The following is an 18,296-nucleotide window of genomic DNA, read 5'->3' on the forward strand; positions in this document are numbered from 1 at the left end:
CATCTACCGCCGCGATTCGCTTTCCGCGCTCTGCGACTGGATGTCCTCGACCGCCAGAGCCTGCGGCCGCTGTACGTTGCCTGCCTCCGCGGCGACCGCGTCGACCAGTGCCATGAATCCGTTGGTGATGGCGTCCGCCGTCAGGATGACCTGTTCCTGTTCCTTCCGGACCTGGTCACCGACCTGGTTGGCGAAGAGGTCGTCGCCGCCCTCCTCACCCCACCAGCCGGAGTACTCGCCGCTGTCGCGCTCGAAGTTGGGCACCAGTGCCTCGCTGTACCGGACGGCGTCGGCAATGCTCTTCGAACCGGCCAGGATCGCCTGGATGTCGGCCGAGTAATTACCAGCCATGGCTACGCACCCCCCTGTCGCTTGCCCGCGGTGCCGCGGTCGGCGGGCGGGGCGGCCGGCGGCTCGTCCTCGTCCTCGTGGATCTCGTCGCGGAGCCGGCTCATCGCCGTCGGCTCCTGCGCCACGGAGGTCTCACTGAGCAACGACCCGAAGATCGATCCCCAGTCGACGCCCATCCGCTCCGGGACGGGCCCCCGGGCCGACATCCTGGTGAGCGGGTCGAGCACGGCGACCACCTGACGCGCCATCTCGGCGCGGGCCGTGTTCGCGGCTTCCAGCACCGACGCGGAGAGCTGCGGGGCCGCCATGTTCCGGTACTTGCCGTCGAGGAACTCCAGGCTCGTCAGTTCCCCCTTGGACCCGACTGCCACCCGCACCGACCGGTCCGCCGAACGCGCGGTCACCGACGCCGCGTCCAGCTCGCCCCGCGCCCCGGCCACGGCCTCTTCAGTCGCCTTCAGGTGTGCCGTCGCCTGGGCCACACGGTCTTCCATCGACTGACTCAAACCGAACCCCTCACTGGTCAATTGATCATTAAACACGCACGATCGCGTCCCGTCGAACGTGACGGCTCGTCATACGGTCAGCGGCCCAGGGCCATCGGTGCGCCACCGTCGTCGGTGCCCCAGACGTCCTCGTCCTCCGGCAGCCAGGTGGTCCGCTCCCGGTCGCTGCTCTCCGTCTGCTGCCCGCCGCCTCCCGCCCCGCCGCCGCCTCCGCCCATCGGTGGCATGAAGGGCGAGTTGCTGGTGGCCTGTTGCGTGCCCCTCGTGGTCACGCCGTGTTCCTGTCCCTCGATGGTCGAGGAGGCGTTGGCCATCCTGCCGGAGCGGCCGCCGCCGGGCTCGATGACGTTCCGCACCCGCTCGCCGGACGCCCCGCCCTCGCCGCCGCCGCCGCCCCGCATCTGCGGCGGCGGCATCCCCCCGGGCGAGCCCGCTCCTCCGCCGGAACCCCCTGCGGAGGCAGCAGCCGCGCCCCCGCCCTCGGGGCGCCCCAGCGCGGACGTCAGGTCGTCCCGGTTGTAGAGGTTGTCGCTGAACGCGGAGGAGTAGGCCGAACCGCCGCCCGACGGGTCGAACGACGAGAGGTCGGGAGGCTGTGGCAGGTCGGCGATGCGCTGGCGGATCTGCTCGTCGATGTCCTTGCCGCCGGACCCGGCCCGGTCGCTCTCGGCCTGGATCTCGCCCATGCGCTGGTTGTACTCGGCCCTGGCGTCCCGCCGGGCCTGCTGCGCGTCCGTACGGGCCTGCTCCCGTTCCTCCTGGGAGGCCGCCTTCTGGTCGTTGTACTCGCCCTTGGCCTTCGCCTCGGCGGCGTCGGCCTGTTGAACGGAGTCCCGCTCGGTGCCGTCGATCTCGGCGATCCGGCGGTCGTAGTCCTCCTGGGCCTTCTGCTCGTCGCCGCCGCCGGCTATCTCACGGTCGTACTCCTGCCGTGCTTCCGCACGGTCCTCCTTGGCCTGGTCCTGCGCCTGGTCCCGCTGCTCCTGAGCCGTGCCCTTCTCGCGCTCGTACTCCTGCTTCGCCGCCGACTCCTGGCGGTCGGCGTCCTGCACGGCGCTGTCGCGCTCCGCCCGCGCGTCGGCCTGCTTCTGCTCGTAGTCCGACTGCGCGCCGGCCTTGGCCTGTTCGGCCTCCAGCCGGGCCTGCTGCTTCTCCTGTACGGCCTCGCGCCGGGCCTTCTCCTGCTCGTCGCCGACCCCGCTCCTGGCCTCTTCCTGCTGCTGCTTGGCCTCGGCCCGGTCCTGCTCGTTCCGGGCGAGTGCCGCCTCCCTCTCCTTCGCGGCCTCGGCCTTCTCCGCCTTCTGCTCCTCCTTGACCTCCTTCTTCTCCCCTTCGGCCGCTGCCTTGGCCTCCTCCTGAGCCTTCTCCGCCTCCTCCTTCGCCGCGGCCTGTTCCGCCTTCGCGGCGTCCTTCTCCGCCTTCTGCTCCTCCTTGGCCTCCTCCTTCTCCACGTCGGCCGCCGCCTTCTCGGCGTCGTGCTCCGCCTTCGCGGCGTCCTTCTCCGCGTCCTGCTCCTTCTTGGCCTCGTCCTGAGTCTTCTTGGCCTCGGCCCGCTGCTGGTCGGCCTGACGGAGCGCGAATGCCCGCTGCGCGTCGCCCTCGGCTTTCGCTTCCTGCTTCTCCGCCTTCTGCTCGGCCTTGGCCTCGTCCTGCTCCTTCTTGGACTCGGCCTTCGCCGCCTCCTGTTCCGCCTTGGCCTCCGCCTTCTCCCCGGCGGCCGCCGCCTTCTCGGCGCCCTGCTCCGCCTTCGCCTCCGTCTTCTCCTTGTCGGCCTCGGCCTTCGCGGCGGCCTTCTCCTTGTCGGCCTCGGCCTTCGCCGCGGCCTGTTCCGCCTTGGCCTCAGCCTTCTCCCCGGCGGCCTCCGCCCTGGCCTCAGCCTTCTCGGCCTCGGCCTCGGCCTTGGCGTCGACCTTGTCCTTCGCCGCCTGCGCCCGGTCCGCGGCCGCCTGCGCCTTGGCGTCGGCCCTGTCCTTCTCCAACAGCAACCGGTCCGCGGCCGCCAGCGCCTTGGTCTCCTCCTTCTCCTTCTCCAACAGCAACCGGTCCGCGGCCGCCTGCGCCTTGGCGTCGGCCCTGTCCTTCGCCGCCGCCGCCGCGGCCGCGTCAGCCGCCGCCTTCGTGTCGATCTTGTCCTTGTCCCCCTGCTCCTTGGTCGCGATTTCCGAGAGGGATTTCTTGTCCTTGTCGGTGATGCTGGTGTCAAAAGCCTTCTCGGCGTCGCCGAAGGCCGCATCCATCGCAACAATGGCGTCGGAGCCGGCCGCGCCGAGCCAGTCCTTCACGGACTGGCCCCACCGGCGCACGGCCTCCGCGCCTATCTTCTTCCAGGTGTCCATTTCGGTGGGCGGGCCGTAGGATTTGCCCTCGATCTGGATGTCGAACGCAAAGTCAGGCAGTGCCACGACATAGTTGCGATAGCTGCCGTACATTCCTCCGCTGGAGGTTTGAATGTCGGTCCTGTCGTACTGCGTGTCAAAGAGAGTCAGCCTGGCGTCCTGCAGCATGTCGTACAGCCAGCGATGCGGATTGCTCTCCGCCTTCCACGCCGCCCACGCGTTCTCCAGCGCGATCACCTGGTTGTAGAGCGTCGCCTGGAGGGCGGCCAGGGCCTGGGCGGGCCGGGAAGTCACCACCGTGTTGTCAAGAGTCGTGGGGTTGCCGAGGGTGTTGCCGCCGTCGGTGAGCTGGTCGGCGTATCCCTCGTAGTTTCTTGCCAGTTTATGGATCAGCGCTTTAAATATGGCCGCCGACGTGCCGTCCCAGGACTTGCTGCCCTCACCGATGTCCTCGGTGTCCCATTTCCCGACCGTGACGGCGCTGTCCTCGAAGAACTTGACGACGCGGTCGAACGATTTGGCGACGTCCGTGAAGGACCCCAGGTCGACGTAGCTCTCGTCGTTCACGGGGAGGCCGTTGCTCGAAAATCCATGGGTGTGGTAGGGCGGCGTCGACAGTTTCCGCAGGGCTGCCAGCGGCCCATGCACGTACTGGATCAGAGGCCTGTTGTCCCACTTGAGCTTTTCCCCGTCCTTGTTCCAGCCCCCCTCGTTCTTCAGGACCTTGCTCTCGAACGCAATGCCGGTGAGCACGTCGCTGCCGCTCGGCGGGCTTCCCGAGGCGGCGACACCCAGGAAGGAGATGTGCGCCCGGTAGCTGTAGAGCATCCTCCCCTCGGACACCTCATGCTGCGAAACGTCGGCCGCGCCGTAGAACGGAATGGTGTAGTCAGTGTTGAACGTCCGCCAGCCGCCCGAGCCAATAAAACCGGACGAGTACCCCCCTTTATCCACCTCATCCAGCCGAACATGCATCAGCGGAATGTCTTCATTCCCTTTCAAGTTCTCGAACAGCCCCTCCCGGGGCGGCACCGGATAGCCGGTGAGCATCTGGATCGCCTGACTCCATTTGTCGTTGTTGTTGTCCTTGACATCTTTGGGGGCCATCACCGTGCTCCGCGGGCTCGTAGAAACTCGTAAGAAAAGGGACTGTCGATGCCGCCTCGGGCCTCCTCAGTCCTCCTTCTTCTCGTCGCCGCCGGTGTTGCCGAGGTCGCTGTCGACGTCTTCGAAGATGTCGATGAAATCGTCCGGAGTGATGCTCTCCATGTTTTTACTCTGATCTTTGACCAGCAGATCGACGGTGTCCTGCAATGCTGCTTCGAGGTCCTCGAAGAGCACTGTCTGGTCCGTGACGATGCGCAGGATCTCTTTTGCCGAATCCTGTACGACCTTGTTCAGGGCGGCGCCGCCGACCAGGTCTCCCGTGCCGGCCATGCCTCCGATGATGAGAGGCTTCGTGGCGTCGATCGTGGTATTTATCTTCTCGATGTCGGCGACGGACGAAATGGCCGGGCCGGCGTCTTTGTCGGGCTTGGCGAGATTCTGCAGCGTCGCTGTGAATTCCTCGATGTGGTTCGCGATGAACGACTTCAGAAATGCGCTGTCAAGGACCGTGACTTTGGTCACGTCGTTCCCCTTCCGTACGGCGCCGGAGACCGGGGCGGTCCCGCGCGCAGGGTTCCTGAGACGTCTTGGGCGACGCGTCGGGCGCCGCCGGTTCCCGTTGTTCCGGGCGAGGTACGGCACCGGAACCACTGGGGCCGACGGCGCCCGATCGTTCTCCAGCCGTCCCCGCCTTCCCCTCGCGTCGTGCACGGGGGAAGGCGGGGGACGGCCGTTTCACACGGTCAGCGGCTGCCGATCCGGATGTCCCCCCACCGCTGCGAGAGGTTCTGTTCCGTGTACCGGTAGCCGGAGGAAATTTCGGTGAGCAGGCCCGAGTGGTTGGCGAGCAGGGTCTTGATGTTCGTGACCGCGCCGTCCCACTTCGCCTGGACCTCGCTGTAGACGTCGCGGTCGTCACCGATCCAGCTGTTCCTGAGCTCGGACAGCTCCATTTCCAGGTTCTCGATGATGCTCATTACGGCCTGCGACTGGGCGACCATGTCATCGGCCGCACCCTCCGCATGGTTGTAGTCGACGTAGATGTAACCGTCGGTGAAGTCCATGAAAATCCTCGATTCGCCACGACTACGGGCGCAGTGACGGTCAGTGGGCGAGACCGTGGCTGCAGAACGGTGATTCCTGAACACGATGCCGAGCCAACGCCCCGGCGGAGTGCCTATGGTCAGGAGGAAGTGCTGGTGCCGTTGAGCTCGTCGAACACAGTCGTGGACCTTGAATACTCGGCGTCGATCGTTTCGCTCGAAGAGCCCTGCACCTTCCCGTGCTCCGTGAGGGTGGTGTTGAGCTCGTCGACCATCCGGTCCAGGCTGATCAAGATGGTGTCGACATGCCCGTCCCACTGCTCCAGCAGCTTCTTGTACTTGCCACCGTCGGAGCCACCGTAATTGGCGGCGAGATTCTGCGAGGTGGTCTGGACGTCCCGCTGACACGCCTGGACGCCGCTGAACGCCTGCTCCAGCGCCATGATTCCGTTGCGGGTCGCATGCTCTTCGGACTGCTGCATGACCATGAGAGAACTTCCTTCCGGCGAAAATCACCGACCAGTGGGCCCATCACACCCGTGGGCAGACAAGGTGACTCCTGCGAACACACATCGGTTCACCGGGACATGGGGTAACCAGATGCTAAGCAGGCTGCAACTTGTTTGGCAATTGACCACCGAGCGGTAACCGCAGCCCAACTCACGCCCGCGAACGCTCGATTGAGCAACGACTCCGAATTAGCCTTGCTCACTTGAGCGGTGACGCCATGTCATCCAGACAGATCGGGCATTACATCCCTTCCCGCCTTCACAGCCGGGCACCTGCACTCAACACCAAGTGAACGTGAGACCTCGGAAAAATTCACAACCCGCGGATTCACCGCCGGGCGATTTCTCCTATGTCCTTGCTATTTCTCCGCACACCGCAGTGTCACTCGCGCCTCCCCCGACGAGGCCGCCTCGGGGCTGAGGTCCGGGCCGCTCGGCAGCATGGCCAGCATCGGCGAAGGCATCGCCCGCTCCTCAACACCCCCGTATCCCAACGCCTTCGCGCCTTCCTGGGACAGCACCCGGTACTTCACGCCCTCGTCGGTCACCAGATACATGGTGTCGCCCAGCGGGCTGCCGCCCGCGCTCAACGCCCTGACCAGCGCGCCCCTGCCGGCTCGTACAGCAATGGCGTCGACCTTCAGACAGCCCGGTTCGACCTCGGGGGCCGGTGGCTGCACGGCCTCGGGCAGGGCGCTCGCCGGCAGTACGGACGCACCCACCCGCACTCCGCTCTTATCGGTGTCGACGTCCGCGCACGCGACGGAACCGCCGGCGACATCAACCGCCTTCGGCGGCTTCTCGGGCAGCCTCGCGGAGTTCGCCGCGCCGTCCTCGCCGCGCGGCGCGAGGTGCTCGGTCAGCGCGTCGGCCTGGAGCGTCGCCACGGTCGCGGCGGCTCCCCCGTATGCCTTGTCCCGGGTCTCCGGATCGCCCAGAAGCAGAGCCGCCCCGGTGGCCGTCAGCGGGACCAGGCCATCCTTCTGCAGCACGTGGTACCGGGGCGCCGAGCCGGGTACGTCGACGCGGAAGATCTGCCCGATTTTTGTGCTCCGGCCCGCCAGCGCGGGTCCGTCCCTGCCTCGGCCCGGCACCTCCGCAGGGGCCAGGTCGGGACCTTGCGGGAAGGCATTGAGAAACGCGGCCGCGACGGGGCGCGGGGTGACATTCCCGTACCCGAGGGCCTCGGCCGCGTTGGCCCGCTCGTCCAGGGGCAGCCTGCTGCCCTGCCACAGGAGATACGTGGTGTCGCCGGGCCCGGCGACCAGCAGGCCGTCGGCCTCCCCCAGCCTCCGTCCGCCCGGAACCTTCTGGGGCTCCTCCATGCCGAGGGCCAGCGTCGTGGTGGCCATGACGACACCCGTCGTCCTCGGCAGGACGCCGGAACACACCAGCCACGGCTTGCTGTCCAAGTCACCCGGGCCCGGCAGGGACTCGGGCCCGTCCGCGATGCCGACGGGCGACCCGTGCGGTGTGTCGGCGAGCGAGGACGTGCCCACCGTCGTGACACCGACGGGGCCGCCGGTTATCAACTGGGCCGATGCGTAGTTGCGCACGGGGCGCAGCCGTCCGTCCAGGAACAGATACCGCGCGCCTGTCTGTTTGTCGACGATGAGGTCCTGCGAGGTGCGCCAGGAATCGTTCCCGCCCGGTTTGATGAGCCCGAAGACGAAGGCCCCGACGCACACCAGGACCGCGATGAGCACACCTATCGCGGCGCCGCGGTTGGTTCTGCCCAGGGGGCTCTCCGGGTCGTCGGGCTCGGCCCGCAGCATGGCCGATGCCAGTCGCCCCATGACGAAGAGATGAGCCTGTACTTGGTCTCGCTTGCTGTGCACGGTCGGTCCCCCGGATCAGCCGTTGATACCGCGGAGAGCGCCGTAGACGCCCATCGACCAGAGCGTCAGTGGCAGCATGCTGATGGCGGCGAGCGAGTGCAGCAGCTCGGCCGCCCGTCCCCAGTACGGCAGCAGGCGGCGCCCCGGCACGGTCCATGAGGCGATCGTGATCACGGCCGCCAGAGCCAGCAGGCCGGCCGTCAGGGTCAGCCGGTCCGTCGCGTCGAAGGCCAGTGCCGCCTCGAACAGCAGCAGTGCCACGCCCCAGGCCCCGGCGGTGGTCAGCGCGATCCGCTGCAGGACGTTGCCAAGTCCCCGGCTGTGCAACAGCAGCAGGAGCGACAGGGCTACGACGGTGAGGACACGGGAGAGATCCGGCTCGACCATGAGCATCGCGAGGCAGGGCAGGCAGATCAGGCCGATGACCGTGTAGAAGGCGGTCATCCAGCCGTCCGCCAGCATGGCGCGGGCTTCGACGTCCGAGGCGGGATACGGGTCGATCCCCTCCTGCAGCTGCTGGACGTTGGTCGGCAGCGGTGGCATCCGCATCCCGGAGAGCCTGAACGACAGCGAGGGCACGAAGCCGCCGAACAGCACCACCACGACCGCGACCAGGCCGGCCGCGTGCTCCGGCGCCAGATCCAGGATGATCAGCGAGGCTCCGAGTGCCCCCGCCACGGCGACCGATGCCGTGCCGAGGAACAGCGCCGGGTACATACCGACCGCGGCCAGCGCGAGCACCGCCGCGCCACCGCCGGCGGCGGAGGCCGCCAACAGCCTTGCTCCCAGTACGGCGTCACCCCCGGCGCCGCCCAACTCCCCGCCGGGCAGCAGCCAGCCCGCCAGTGCGAAGTAGGGGGCCGCCATGATGCCGAGCATCGAGCCCGCCCCGGAGTCGCCGACGGCGCGGGTGGCTGAGCCCGCCCCGGCTATCAGCAGCAGTCCGGCGGCCGAGGCCGCGAGCGCCCGCAGCCAGCCTGGCGAGCCGGGCAGGGCCAGGAACACCATGCCCAGGGTGAGTGTGGCGATGGCCATGGCGTGCAGCAGACGACGGCCGGCTTCCGCGCTCCAACTGTGCGGACGCTGCCGCATGGTGTCGGATATGCCGTCCACCAGGTCGTCGAGGTGCACCTCGGGGAGCGCCTCGGCGCGTGGTCGCAGAGCGAGGACCTCGCCGTCGCGCAGGCCGAGGGAGTCCAAGGTACTCTCGGGGTCGAGCGGTGGGCCGCCGAGGCGTTGCAGTATCCAACCACCGTGCTCCAGGCCGGTTTCCTCCAGGTCGTCGCCTCCGTAACTGATCACAGTGGGCAGCAGATCGGCAACGGAGACATCGGAGGGAACGGCCAGGTCGACGGTCCTGGCCGGAGCACGTACGGTGACGCGGCACAGGCTTGCCGCCTGAATCTCAGTCATGGGCTTCGGGTTCACGCTTTCTGGCGGACTGCGGGATGCGCGGTGGCTGGAAGGTGGGAAGCGGCACGCTGGTAGGTCACTGAAGGTGACGGTAAGTCGGGCGTGTTACGCGCCGGACGAGTTGTCGGCCGGCCGTGTTCGCTACACCGCTGAAGAATACAACGTCCCATACTGCGTTCCGCAGAGTCCATTCGGAAAATCTGCGGCTCGGCGCGAGACCCTACTTCATCCGCAATGCGAGACATCTCGCTTTCGCTGCGCCGACCCCATCGCCCATACGGGAAACCGGATATCGCCGCCGATTCCGGTAAAGACCGGCTGACGCACCGGCGTTGGCACGGAAATTTTCCGACATCATCGAGGAGCCATTCGTTGAGCGTGATCCTGTTCCGCAGGCCGGCTCGCCGCAAAGGTCCGGAATTGCCGTCGGGCGACCTGAGTCTTCAGGAACCGCCGACGCTTCCCGAAGTCACGCCGGACAGTTCCGCGATATGGACATACTTGCCGATGGCGCTGATGTCCGTCTCCATGATGATGATGTTCATGCGGCCCGGTATGGCCAAGTCCAGCGGCGGATTCATCTATATCGCGCTCGGCATGATGGTGGTGGCCTCGGCGGCGATGATGATCGGCCAGGTCATGAAGCGCAACGCCGAACGCAAAGAGCGGATGAAGGGCGAACGCCGCGACTACCTGCGCTACCTGCGGCAGACGCGCCGCAAGGTGCGCGGCACCATCGTCGATCAGCAGCAGGCCCTCTCCTGGCGCCACCCCGCTCCCGACGCACTGTCGTCCTTCGTGCGCACCACCCGCCTGTGGGAACGCCGCGCGTCCGACGAGGACTTCGCGGAGGTCCGGATGGGCGTCGGTGACCAGCGCATCGCGATGAAGCTGACCCCGTTGTCCACCAAGCCCGTCGAGGACCTCGAACCGCTGTCCGCGCACGCCCTGCGGAGCTTCACCCGGGCCTATTCGACCGTGAGCGACCAGCCCATCGCCATCTACCTCCGTGCCTGGTCGAAGGTCCTCTTCCGCGGCGACGAGGAGGAGATACGTGCTCTGGTGCGCGGTCTGCTCGGGCAGTTGGCGGTCTTCCACTCCCCCGACGACCTGTGGATCGCGCTGTGTGTGTCGGACGAGCGGCGCGCCGAGTGGGAGTGGGCGAAGTGGCTCCCGCACACCCTCCACCGGTACGAGGAGGACGGTGCGGGACCGGTCCGCATGGTCACCTCGGCCTTCAACGAGCTGGAGAACCTGCTCGGTACCGAGTTCCACGAGCGTCCGGGCGCCGACCCCGATGCGGCCCCGGGGCGTGAGGAGCCGTACACGGTCATCGTGATCGACGGCTGCACTCTTCCCGCGGGCCACCGCTTCGACGGCCACGGGTTCCGCAACGCGGTGGTGCTCGACATCACCGGGGCCCTGGCCTGGAAGCCCGGCCGTACCACCTTGCGTCTGGAGGTGGAGGAGGAGAGCATCGCGCTGGTCCGCACCGACCGCGAACGCAAGGAGCAGTCGACGCCGCTCGGCAGGCCGGACCGGTTCGGCCCGGTGGGAGCGCTGGCGCTCGCCCGGTTGCTCGCGCCCTACCGGATGAGCATGGGCAGTGACGACTCCAAGCCGTTCTCCAACGATGTCGAGCTGACCGCGCTGTTGAACATTCCCGATCTGCACCGGCACGAGCCCGCCACGCTGTGGCAGCGGTACACCGGCAGTGCACGGCTCCGGGTGCCCATCGCGGTGAGCGGCGAGGGCCGGCCCGTGGAGCTGGACATCAAGGAGTCCGCGCAGGGCGGTACGGGTCCGCACGGCATGCTCATCGGGGCCACCGGCTCCGGCAAGAGCGAGCTGCTGCGCACCCTGGTGCTGGGCCTGGCCCTCACCAACTCCTCCGAGACGCTGAACTTCATCCTCGTCGACTTCAAGGGCGGCGCGACCTTCCTCGGCCTCGACGAACTGCCGCACACCTCCGCCGTCATCACCAACCTCGCCGACGAGGTGGCGCTGGTCTCCCGCATGCAGGACGCCCTGCACGGCGAGTTGATACGTCGTCAGGAGTTGCTGCGCGCCGCCGGTAACTACACCTCCGCCCTGGAGTACGAGAAGGCGCGAGCCTCCGGGGTGCCGTTGCAGCCACTGCCCAGCCTGTTCGTCGTGGTCGACGAGTTCAGCGAACTGCTGTCCGCGCATCGGGACTTCATGGAGCTGTTCGTGATGATCGGGCGCCTCGGGCGCTCGCTCGGAGTGCATCTGCTGCTCGCGTCGCAGCGGCTCGACGAAGGCCGCATGCACCAGTTGGAGAGCCATCTGTCGTACCGGATCGGCCTGCGTACCTTCTCCGCGATGGAGAGCCGCGGTGTGCTCGGTGTGCCGGATGCCTACGAACTGCCCGCGCAGCCAGGTGCCGGTTTCCTCAAGAGCGGTGTCGACGCGCTGACCCGCTTCCGTGCCGCGTACGTCTCGGGCCCGTACGAGCGTCGCCGCAACGTCATCCAGGCGCAGGTGGCACGTCAGGTGGTGCCGTGGACGGCGCAGTGGGTGGTGCCGCGTGCGCCCGCCGACCCGGACCTGACCGGCGAGGCCGAGGAGGAGCCGGAGGCCGAGGGCGCCGACGAGGAGAGCGGCGAGACCCTGTTGTCGGTGGCGATCGACCGGCTGCGGCACTCGGGCCCGCCCGCGCACCAGGTGTGGCTGCCGCCGCTGGAGACGCCGTCCACCCTGGACCAGATCCTGCCGCCGCTGACACCCGATCCGCGCTTCGGCCTCACCACGGCCGACTGGCCGCTGCGGGGCAAACTCACTGTGCCGGTGGGCATCGTGGACCGGCCGTTCGACCAGCTCCGTGATCTGCTGACGGTGGATCTGTCGGGGGCAGGTGGCCATGTGGCGATCGCCGGCGGCCCGCAGAGCGGCAAGAGCACCCTGCTGAGGACCCTCATCACCACGCTCGCCCTCACCCACACCCCGCGCGAAGTGCAATTCTACTGCCTCGACTTCGGCGGCGGCACACTCGCCGCCCTCGACGAACTGCCCCACATGAGCGGGGTGGCGGCCCGCGTCGACTCCGAGCGGGTGGGACGTGTCATCGCCGAGGTCAGTACGCTGCTCAGCAAGCGGGAGCGGTTCTTCCTGGAGCAGGGCATCGACTCGATGCCCACGTACCGCAAGCGGCGCGCGGCCGGTGAGTTCCCCGACGAGCCGCACGGCGACGTCTTCCTGGTCATCGACGGCTGGTCGACGGTGCGTCAGGACTTCGACCGGCACATCCCCACCTTCAACGCGCTCGCCGCCCGCGGACTCAACTACGGCGTCCACCTGGTGATCACCACGGCCCGCTGGGTGGAGCTGTCGTCCTCCGTACGCGACCAGACCGGCACCCGCATGGAGTTGCGCATGGGTGACCCGATGGACTCCCAGATCGACTCCCGCAAGGCGGCGGCGATTCCGCGCAGCCCCGGCCGCGGTCTGACCTCCGAGAAGCTGCACTATCTGTCGGCGCTGCCGCGCGTCGACGGGGTCGAGGACGCCGACGACCTCGCCGACGGCGTCGCCGGCCTCGTCGCGGCGATCAGCGAGAACTGGACGGGACCGAGCGCGCCCCGGGTGCGGATGCTGCCGACCAGCCTGCCCGTCAGTGACCTTCCTCCGGCGGAGGGCGAAGGCGGACTGCGGATCGCGATCGGCCTGGACGAGAACGAACTCGCCCCGGTGTGGCACGACTTCTCCGAGAACCCGCACATGATCGTGGTGGGCGACAGCGAGTCCGGCAAGACCAACCTGTTGCGGGTGATCGCCAAGGGCATCACTGATCGGTACACACCAGCCGAGGCCCGCATCATGACGGTGGACTACCGGCGGGAGCTGGTGGAAGCCGTCCCCGAGGCCTACCGGCTCGGGCACGCCGTCTCGCTGGACATGCTGAAGGATCTCGTGGACGGCGCTGCCAGGGCGGTCAAGCAGCGGGTTCCCGGCGAGGACATCGCCCCGTCACGCATGAGGCTGTGCGACTGGTGGCAGGGGCCGCGGCTGTTCATCCTGGTCGACGACTACGACATGATCGGCAGCGGTCCCATGGCGCAGCCGTTCGCCCCGCTGCTCGACCATCTGGCGCTCGGGCACGAGGTCGGCCTGCACCTGATCGTGGCCCGCTCCTCCGCAGGAGCCGGGCGCGGCCTCAACGAGTCACTGCTGCGCAGGCTCCAGGAGGTCAACACACCCGGCCTGCTGATGTCCTGCCCGCCGAGCGAGGGATACCTCTTCGGCAGTGTGAAGGGCCGAGAGCTGATCCCCGGCCGGGCGGTGCGCATCGCCCGGCGCAAGACGCTCCAGATACAGACCGCGCTGCTGGAGGTCGAACGCTGATGTGCCGCACATCGTGCGGGGCCGACTACCCCACCTGCGCCGGACTCCCGGCCGCGGGCGGGCAGGGCCGCCCTCGCGCGATGTGCGCCCTCGCGACGGCGACCGTACGACGAGCGGGTGCGTCGGACACCGCGCGGCCGACGGGATCGTCCGCGCGGGGGCCACTGGCTACGGGCGGCGCCCTACGACTGGCGGCCGGGCGGCAGCCAGCTCCTGGCGCGGCCACGGGGGATGACCGCGGCCGCGCCTCCGATCAGCAGGACCACCGTCAGTCCCACCCCGGCGATCGCCAGGGCGCGGTTGCGGGGGCCGAGGTCGGCGGCGGCCGGAAGGTGCGCGGGGGCAGGCTGCGCGGGGGCAGGCTCGCCCTTTTCAGGAACGACGGAAAGGGCGGCGTACGGGTCGAGTCGGGGGGTGTCCGACGGATAGGTGGTCGCGCGGAGTTGTGCGGAGACCTCCGCGGCGCTCATCTCGGGCCGGTATGCCCGTACGAGCGCGGCGGCCCCCGCGACACCCGCCGCGGCCAGCGAGGCGCCGGAGCCGATGTAGTGGCCGGAACCCTTCGGCCCGACGCTGACCATGGAGCTGCCGGGCGCCGACAGGTCCGGCTCGTAGGCGGACGGGGCGTTCTCCTGCCGTGCGCCGGTGGGCCCGAAGTCCACGACGGACAGCACTCCGGGCGCGGCGGCCGGCCAGTACGGCCCCCGCGGCATCTCGCCATTGGGCCCTTGCTCCTCGCGGGGCAGGGCGTCCGGGGCGGCGGGGGCGACGACGAGTGCCTTGTGCTGCGTGGCGTAGGCGACAGCCGCGGTGATCTCGGCCCTGCCGGTACGCAGCGCGTGGCCGACGTAGATGACCTGCGCGCCCCGGTCGGCGGCCTCGCGGATGCCGGCGGCGACGAGCTGCGGCGACGGCACACCGCGGTCGTCCGTCGCTCGCAGGGCGATGATCTCGGCCTGTGGGGCGACGCCGCTGATACCGCTGCCTCTCTCCGGGGCGGCGGCGATGAGACCGGCGGCGAAGGTGCCGTGCCCCACGCAGTCCTCACCGGCCCCGTCGAGAGCCGTCACCCGCCCGGCCAGGCTGGGCGCGCCGGAGAAGACACCGGTGTCGACCACCGCGACGCTCACCTCGGCCCCCCGGGAGATCCGCTGGGCCCGCGGCAGCCCGAGAGCCGCCTGGGACCACGCGGCTCCGGTGGCCGTCTCCTTGGAGGCCTCGGTGCAGGGACTGTCCTTGCCGAGGCGCACCGGCAGCGGAGGCAGCAATACGGCGCCGGGGCGGTCGTCGGCTCCCGCGACGGAGGCGGGCACGGCGGCGACCGGCAGGATCACGGCGGCAGCCAGAGCGAGGCCAACATACCTGTATTTCATGGAAGTTCACATTATATGCATGATATACGCGTGCGATACTCAGGCAGTCGCACAGGGCAGAGCCAAAGACCAGAAACACGAGGAGGTTCGAGGCGCGTGGCACGGCAAATACTCACGGTCTGCCCGGAACGGACGGACAGCTTCCAGACGATCGGTGAGGCCCTGGCCCAGGCGCGCACCGGGGCGGTGATCCGGGTGCGACCCGGGCGCTACGCCGAGAATCTCATCATCAAGAACCGGGTGACGATCGTCGCCGAGGGCGAGCCGGGTGCCGTCGAGATCTGCCCGCGGTCCGGCACGGCCATCAGCCTGATGGCCGACGCCGTCATGCTCAGCGGTCTGACCCTGCGCGGACGCGACAAGGAACTCGCGGTCGTGGACATCCCGGCCGGCCAGGCCGCCCTCGACGGATGCTCCGTCATCGGCTCGGGCTGGACGGCCGTGCTGGTCCGCGGCAAGGGCTCGCTGGCCGCCCGCGGCTGCCGGATCAGCAACCCCGGCGGCGCCGGGATCGTCGACTCCTCGGAGACCGAAAGCGTCATCGAGGACTGCACATTCGAGAACTTCGGCAGCTCCGCCGTGGTCATCGGTGAGACGGCCAGGCCCCTCGTCCGCGACTGCAAGATACGCGGCGCGCGGGCCAACGGCATTCTCGCCAGCGGCGAGGCCGGAGGCACCGTCGAAGGCTGTGACATCTCCGGCACCGACAAGCCCGCCATCGCACTGGAGGGCCACAGCTCGACCCGGGTGGTGCAGTGCACCGTCCACCACACCTCCGTGGGGCTGCTGATGAGCAGCGTCTCCCGTCCGGAGGTCGAGGAGACCTCGTTCGACTCCATCACCCAGAGCGCCATCGTCATCTCCGGCGGCGCCGACCCCCTGCTGCGGCGCTGCGTCACCCGGCGCACCAAGCAGAGCGGACTGCTCGTACTCGACCGCTCACGCGGGACGCTGGAGGGCTGCGAGTTCCACAGCGCGGCCCAGCCCGCCATCCGGATCGTCGAGGGCAGCTCCCCGCTGCTGCGGGACACGCTGGTGCGTGACTGCGCCAACACCTCGGGGGCAGTGCTGATCGCGGACGACTCCACGGCCGAGTTCGAGCGCCTGGACGTCCTGGACGCGGCCGGGGTCGGCATCTCCATCACCTCCTCCGCCAACCCGCTGCTGCGCCACGCCAAGGTCGTCGGCGCGGGCGGCCACGGCATCGAGATCGGCGACGGCGGGCGCGGGCGCCTGGAGCACTGCGAGATCGAGTCGGCCGGCGGCTGCGCGCTCAGCATCGGCGACGACGCCGACCCCGAGATCAGCGACACCGTGATCAGCTCCTCCGCCCGGTCCGGCGTCGTCATCAGCGAGCGCGGACGGGGCACCCTGCGGGACTGCGAGATCAGGGACAGCGCCGACGCGGGTGTGAGCGTCCAGGACGGCGGCGAAGTCGCACTGGACCGGGTCAGAGTGAACGGCTCGAAGGCCCACGGCATCCAGGTGGCGCACGGCGGCCGGGCCGCACTCAGCGCCTGCGAGATCACCGGCAGCACGGGCGACGGCGTACGGATCGACAGCACCGAGCCCGTCTCCGTCACCCGGTGCGTGGTACGCGACAACCGGGGGGCGGGACTGCGGCAGAGCCTCGTCGGCGACCGGCTCTCGGTCGACTTCCTGACCAGCGCGGGCAATGGCGCCCTGGACAGCTGGGGCGAGAGCGTCGAGTCGGCGGGCGGGATCGGAGGGCCCGGCCAGTCCGCGAAGGGGGCCGAACCGGAGGGCCCCATGGCGGCACTGGAGTCGCTCATCGGCCTGGAGAACGTCAAGCACCAGGTCACCACCCTGGTCAACCTCAACCAGCTGGCGGAGCACCGCCGCCGCCTCGGCATGCCCGTTCCGTCGATGAGCCGGCACCTGATCTTCGCCGGGCCGCCCGGCACCGGCAAGACCACCGTCGCCCGGCTGTACGGGAGCATCCTGGCGGACCTGGGCGTGCTGCGCAGCGGGCATCTGGTCGAGGTCGCGCGCGCCGATCTGGTGGCCCAGATCATCGGTGGTACAGCCATCAAGACCACCGAGGCCTTCAACAGCGCGCTGGGAGGCGTGCTGTTCATCGACGAGGCGTACACCCTCACCCCCGAAGGCTCATCCAACGACTTCGGACGCGAGGCCGTCGACACCCTCCTGAAACTGATGGAGGACCACCGCGAGGACGTGGTGGTGGTGGCGGCCGGCTACTCCGAGCAGATGGATTCGTTTGTGTCCGCCAACCCCGGTCTCGCCTCACGTTTCACCCGCACCATCGAGTTCGGCAACTATGCCGTGGACGAGCTGGTGACCATCACCGAGGGCATGTGCGGCCAGCACCGGTTCGAGCTCGGGCCGCTGACCCGGGAGGCCCTGGCCGTACGCTTCGAGGGGATGAAACGCGACGCGTCCTTCGGCAACGGCCGTGCTGCGCGCGGGGTCTTCGAGGACATGGTGGACCGGCAGGCGTTCCGGCTGGCGTCCATGCCGGACCCGGTCGAGAGCGATCTGACCCTGCTGCTGCCGCAGGACGTCGGGGACACCGAGGCGGCGGCCGTCGACGGATCGCCGCAGAACACCGAAGACGCGGACGATCCCATGGCCGATCTCACGGCGATGGTGGGCCTCGGGGCTGTGAAGCGGGAGGTCACCGATCTGGTGAACCTGCTGTCGAACGCCCGGCACCGGCTCGCGGCGGGTCTGCCCACCGCGAAGATCAGCAACCATCTGGTCTTCACCGGGCCGCCCGGCACCGGAAAGACCACCGTGGCCCGGCTGTACGCCAAACTCCTGCACTCGCTGGGAGTGCTGCCCCGCCCCGCGTTGGTCGAGGTGGCCCGGGCCGACTTGGTGGGCCAGTACATCGGGCACACCGCGCAGCGCACCAAGGAGGTCTTCAACAGTGCGCTGGGAGGCGTGCTGTTCATCGACGAGGCCTACACCCTCACCCCCGAGGGCTCGTCCAACGACTTCGGACGCGAGGCCGTCGACACCCTCCTGAAACTGATGGAGGACCACCGCGACGAGGTGGTGGTCATCGTCGCCGGATACACCGAGGAAATGGAGCGCTTCCTCGCCTCCAACCCCGGGCTGTCCTCCCGGTTCTCCAAGTACGTGCAGTTCGAGGACTACAGCACGGACGAACTGGTCACGATCGTCTCCCGGCACGCCGCCTCGTCCGGTTACGAGTGCGGCAGCGACACGCTGGCGAGCCTGCGCGACCATGTGGACGCGATCCCCAGGGACCGCTTCTTCGGCAACGCCAGGCTCGCCCGTCAGCTGCTGGAAGCCATGATGACCAGCCAGGCCAGACGGCTGGGCGGGCTTCGGTCGCCGAGCCTCGCCGACCTCACGACGCTGCTGCCCGAGGATCTGCCACCCGCACGGCACGAAGCCGCCCTGTAACCCCGCGAACAGGAACGCCCGCCGGAAGTCGATCCGGCGGG

11 protein-coding genes are annotated in these 18,296 nt (G+C 68.9%); 2 read left to right on the top strand and 9 right to left on the bottom strand.

The window, feature by feature from the left end; all coding sequences use genetic code 11:
- Positions 1 to 3: 3 nt before the first annotated feature.
- The 8 genes from ACLLJJ_RS02815 to eccD all read right to left on the bottom strand — a co-directional run bounded on the left by ACLLJJ_RS02815 (position 4) and on the right by eccD (position 9,103).
- A complete protein-coding gene (locus ACLLJJ_RS02815; protein ID WP_434587654.1) occupies positions 4 to 351 on the bottom strand; it encodes a hypothetical protein in 348 nt (115 codons plus the stop codon).
- Between the two features lie 2 nt (positions 352 to 353).
- Positions 354 to 845 carry a YbaB/EbfC family nucleoid-associated protein gene (locus ACLLJJ_RS02820; RefSeq protein ID WP_434587655.1) on the bottom strand — a complete coding sequence of 164 codons (492 nt, stop codon included), beginning with the start codon at positions 843 to 845 and terminating at the stop codon, positions 354 to 356.
- 89 nt (positions 846 to 934) lie between these two features.
- A complete protein-coding gene (locus ACLLJJ_RS02825) occupies positions 935 to 4,300 on the bottom strand; it encodes an AAWKG family protein (RefSeq protein WP_434587656.1) in 3,366 nt (1,121 codons plus the stop codon).
- Between the two features lie 66 nt (positions 4,301 to 4,366).
- Entirely contained in the window at positions 4,367 to 4,822 is a 456-nt protein-coding gene (locus tag ACLLJJ_RS02830; protein WP_434587657.1) for a type VII secretion system-associated protein, read from the bottom strand.
- 221 nt (positions 4,823 to 5,043) lie between these two features.
- A complete protein-coding gene (locus tag ACLLJJ_RS02835; protein ID WP_434587659.1) occupies positions 5,044 to 5,364 on the bottom strand; it encodes a WXG100 family type VII secretion target in 321 nt (106 codons plus the stop codon).
- A gap of 119 nt (positions 5,365 to 5,483) precedes the next feature.
- Positions 5,484 to 5,831 carry a hypothetical protein gene (locus ACLLJJ_RS02840; RefSeq protein WP_434587660.1) on the bottom strand — a complete coding sequence of 116 codons (348 nt, stop codon included), beginning with the start codon at positions 5,829 to 5,831 and terminating at the stop codon, positions 5,484 to 5,486.
- Positions 5,832 to 6,211: 380 nt separating this feature from the next.
- Positions 6,212 to 7,690 (bottom strand): type VII secretion protein EccB, encoded by a 1,479-nt coding sequence (gene eccB / locus ACLLJJ_RS02845; RefSeq protein ID WP_434587661.1) that lies wholly within the window; start codon positions 7,688 to 7,690, stop codon positions 6,212 to 6,214.
- A 15-nt stretch (positions 7,691 to 7,705) separates the two neighbouring features.
- The gene (gene eccD, locus ACLLJJ_RS02850; RefSeq protein ID WP_434587662.1) at positions 7,706 to 9,103 is read right to left on the bottom strand and encodes a type VII secretion integral membrane protein EccD; all 1,398 of its coding nucleotides are present in this window, start codon (positions 9,101 to 9,103) and stop codon (positions 7,706 to 7,708) included.
- Positions 9,104 to 9,481: 378 nt separating this feature from the next.
- Here eccD and eccCa point away from each other — a divergent pair, with 378 nt between their 5' ends.
- Positions 9,482 to 13,465 carry a type VII secretion protein EccCa gene (gene eccCa / locus ACLLJJ_RS02855; protein ID WP_434600279.1) on the top strand — a complete coding sequence of 1,328 codons (3,984 nt, stop codon included), beginning with the start codon at positions 9,482 to 9,484 and terminating at the stop codon, positions 13,463 to 13,465.
- Positions 13,466 to 13,647: 182 nt separating this feature from the next.
- Here eccCa and ACLLJJ_RS02860 read toward each other — a convergent pair whose 3' ends face one another.
- Positions 13,648 to 14,838: a S8 family serine peptidase gene (locus ACLLJJ_RS02860; protein ID WP_434587663.1), complete on the bottom strand. Its 1,191-nt coding sequence runs from the start codon at positions 14,836 to 14,838 to the stop codon at positions 13,648 to 13,650.
- A gap of 96 nt (positions 14,839 to 14,934) precedes the next feature.
- Between ACLLJJ_RS02860 and ACLLJJ_RS02865 the strand changes: the two genes are divergently transcribed.
- A complete protein-coding gene (locus ACLLJJ_RS02865; protein WP_434587664.1) occupies positions 14,935 to 18,255 on the top strand; it encodes a right-handed parallel beta-helix repeat-containing protein in 3,321 nt (1,106 codons plus the stop codon).
- Positions 18,256 to 18,296 lie beyond the last annotated feature (41 nt).

It is taken from the genome of Streptomyces sp. A5-4 (genome assembly GCF_051131715.1).
In the GTDB taxonomy this organism is placed as follows: Bacteria; Actinomycetota; Actinomycetes; order Streptomycetales; family Streptomycetaceae; genus Streptomyces.

Excerpts from the sequence above, each read along its gene's own strand:
- ACLLJJ_RS02815 (WP_434587654.1), bottom strand. The coding sequence starts at position 351 with ATGGCTGGTAATTACTCGGCCGACATCCAGGCGATCCTGGCCGGTTCG.
- ACLLJJ_RS02820 (WP_434587655.1), bottom strand. The coding sequence starts at position 845 with ATGGAAGACCGTGTGGCCCAGGCGACGGCACACCTGAAGGCGACTGAA.
- ACLLJJ_RS02825 (WP_434587656.1), bottom strand. The coding sequence starts at position 4,300 with ATGGCCCCCAAAGATGTCAAGGACAACAACAACGACAAATGGAGTCAG.
- ACLLJJ_RS02835 (WP_434587659.1), bottom strand. The coding sequence starts at position 5,364 with ATGGACTTCACCGACGGTTACATCTACGTCGACTACAACCATGCGGAG.
- ACLLJJ_RS02840 (WP_434587660.1), bottom strand. The coding sequence starts at position 5,831 with ATGGTCATGCAGCAGTCCGAAGAGCATGCGACCCGCAACGGAATCATG.
- eccD (WP_434587662.1), bottom strand. The coding sequence starts at position 9,103 with ATGACTGAGATTCAGGCGGCAAGCCTGTGCCGCGTCACCGTACGTGCT.
- ACLLJJ_RS02860 (WP_434587663.1), bottom strand. The coding sequence starts at position 14,838 with ATGAAATACAGGTATGTTGGCCTCGCTCTGGCTGCCGCCGTGATCCTG.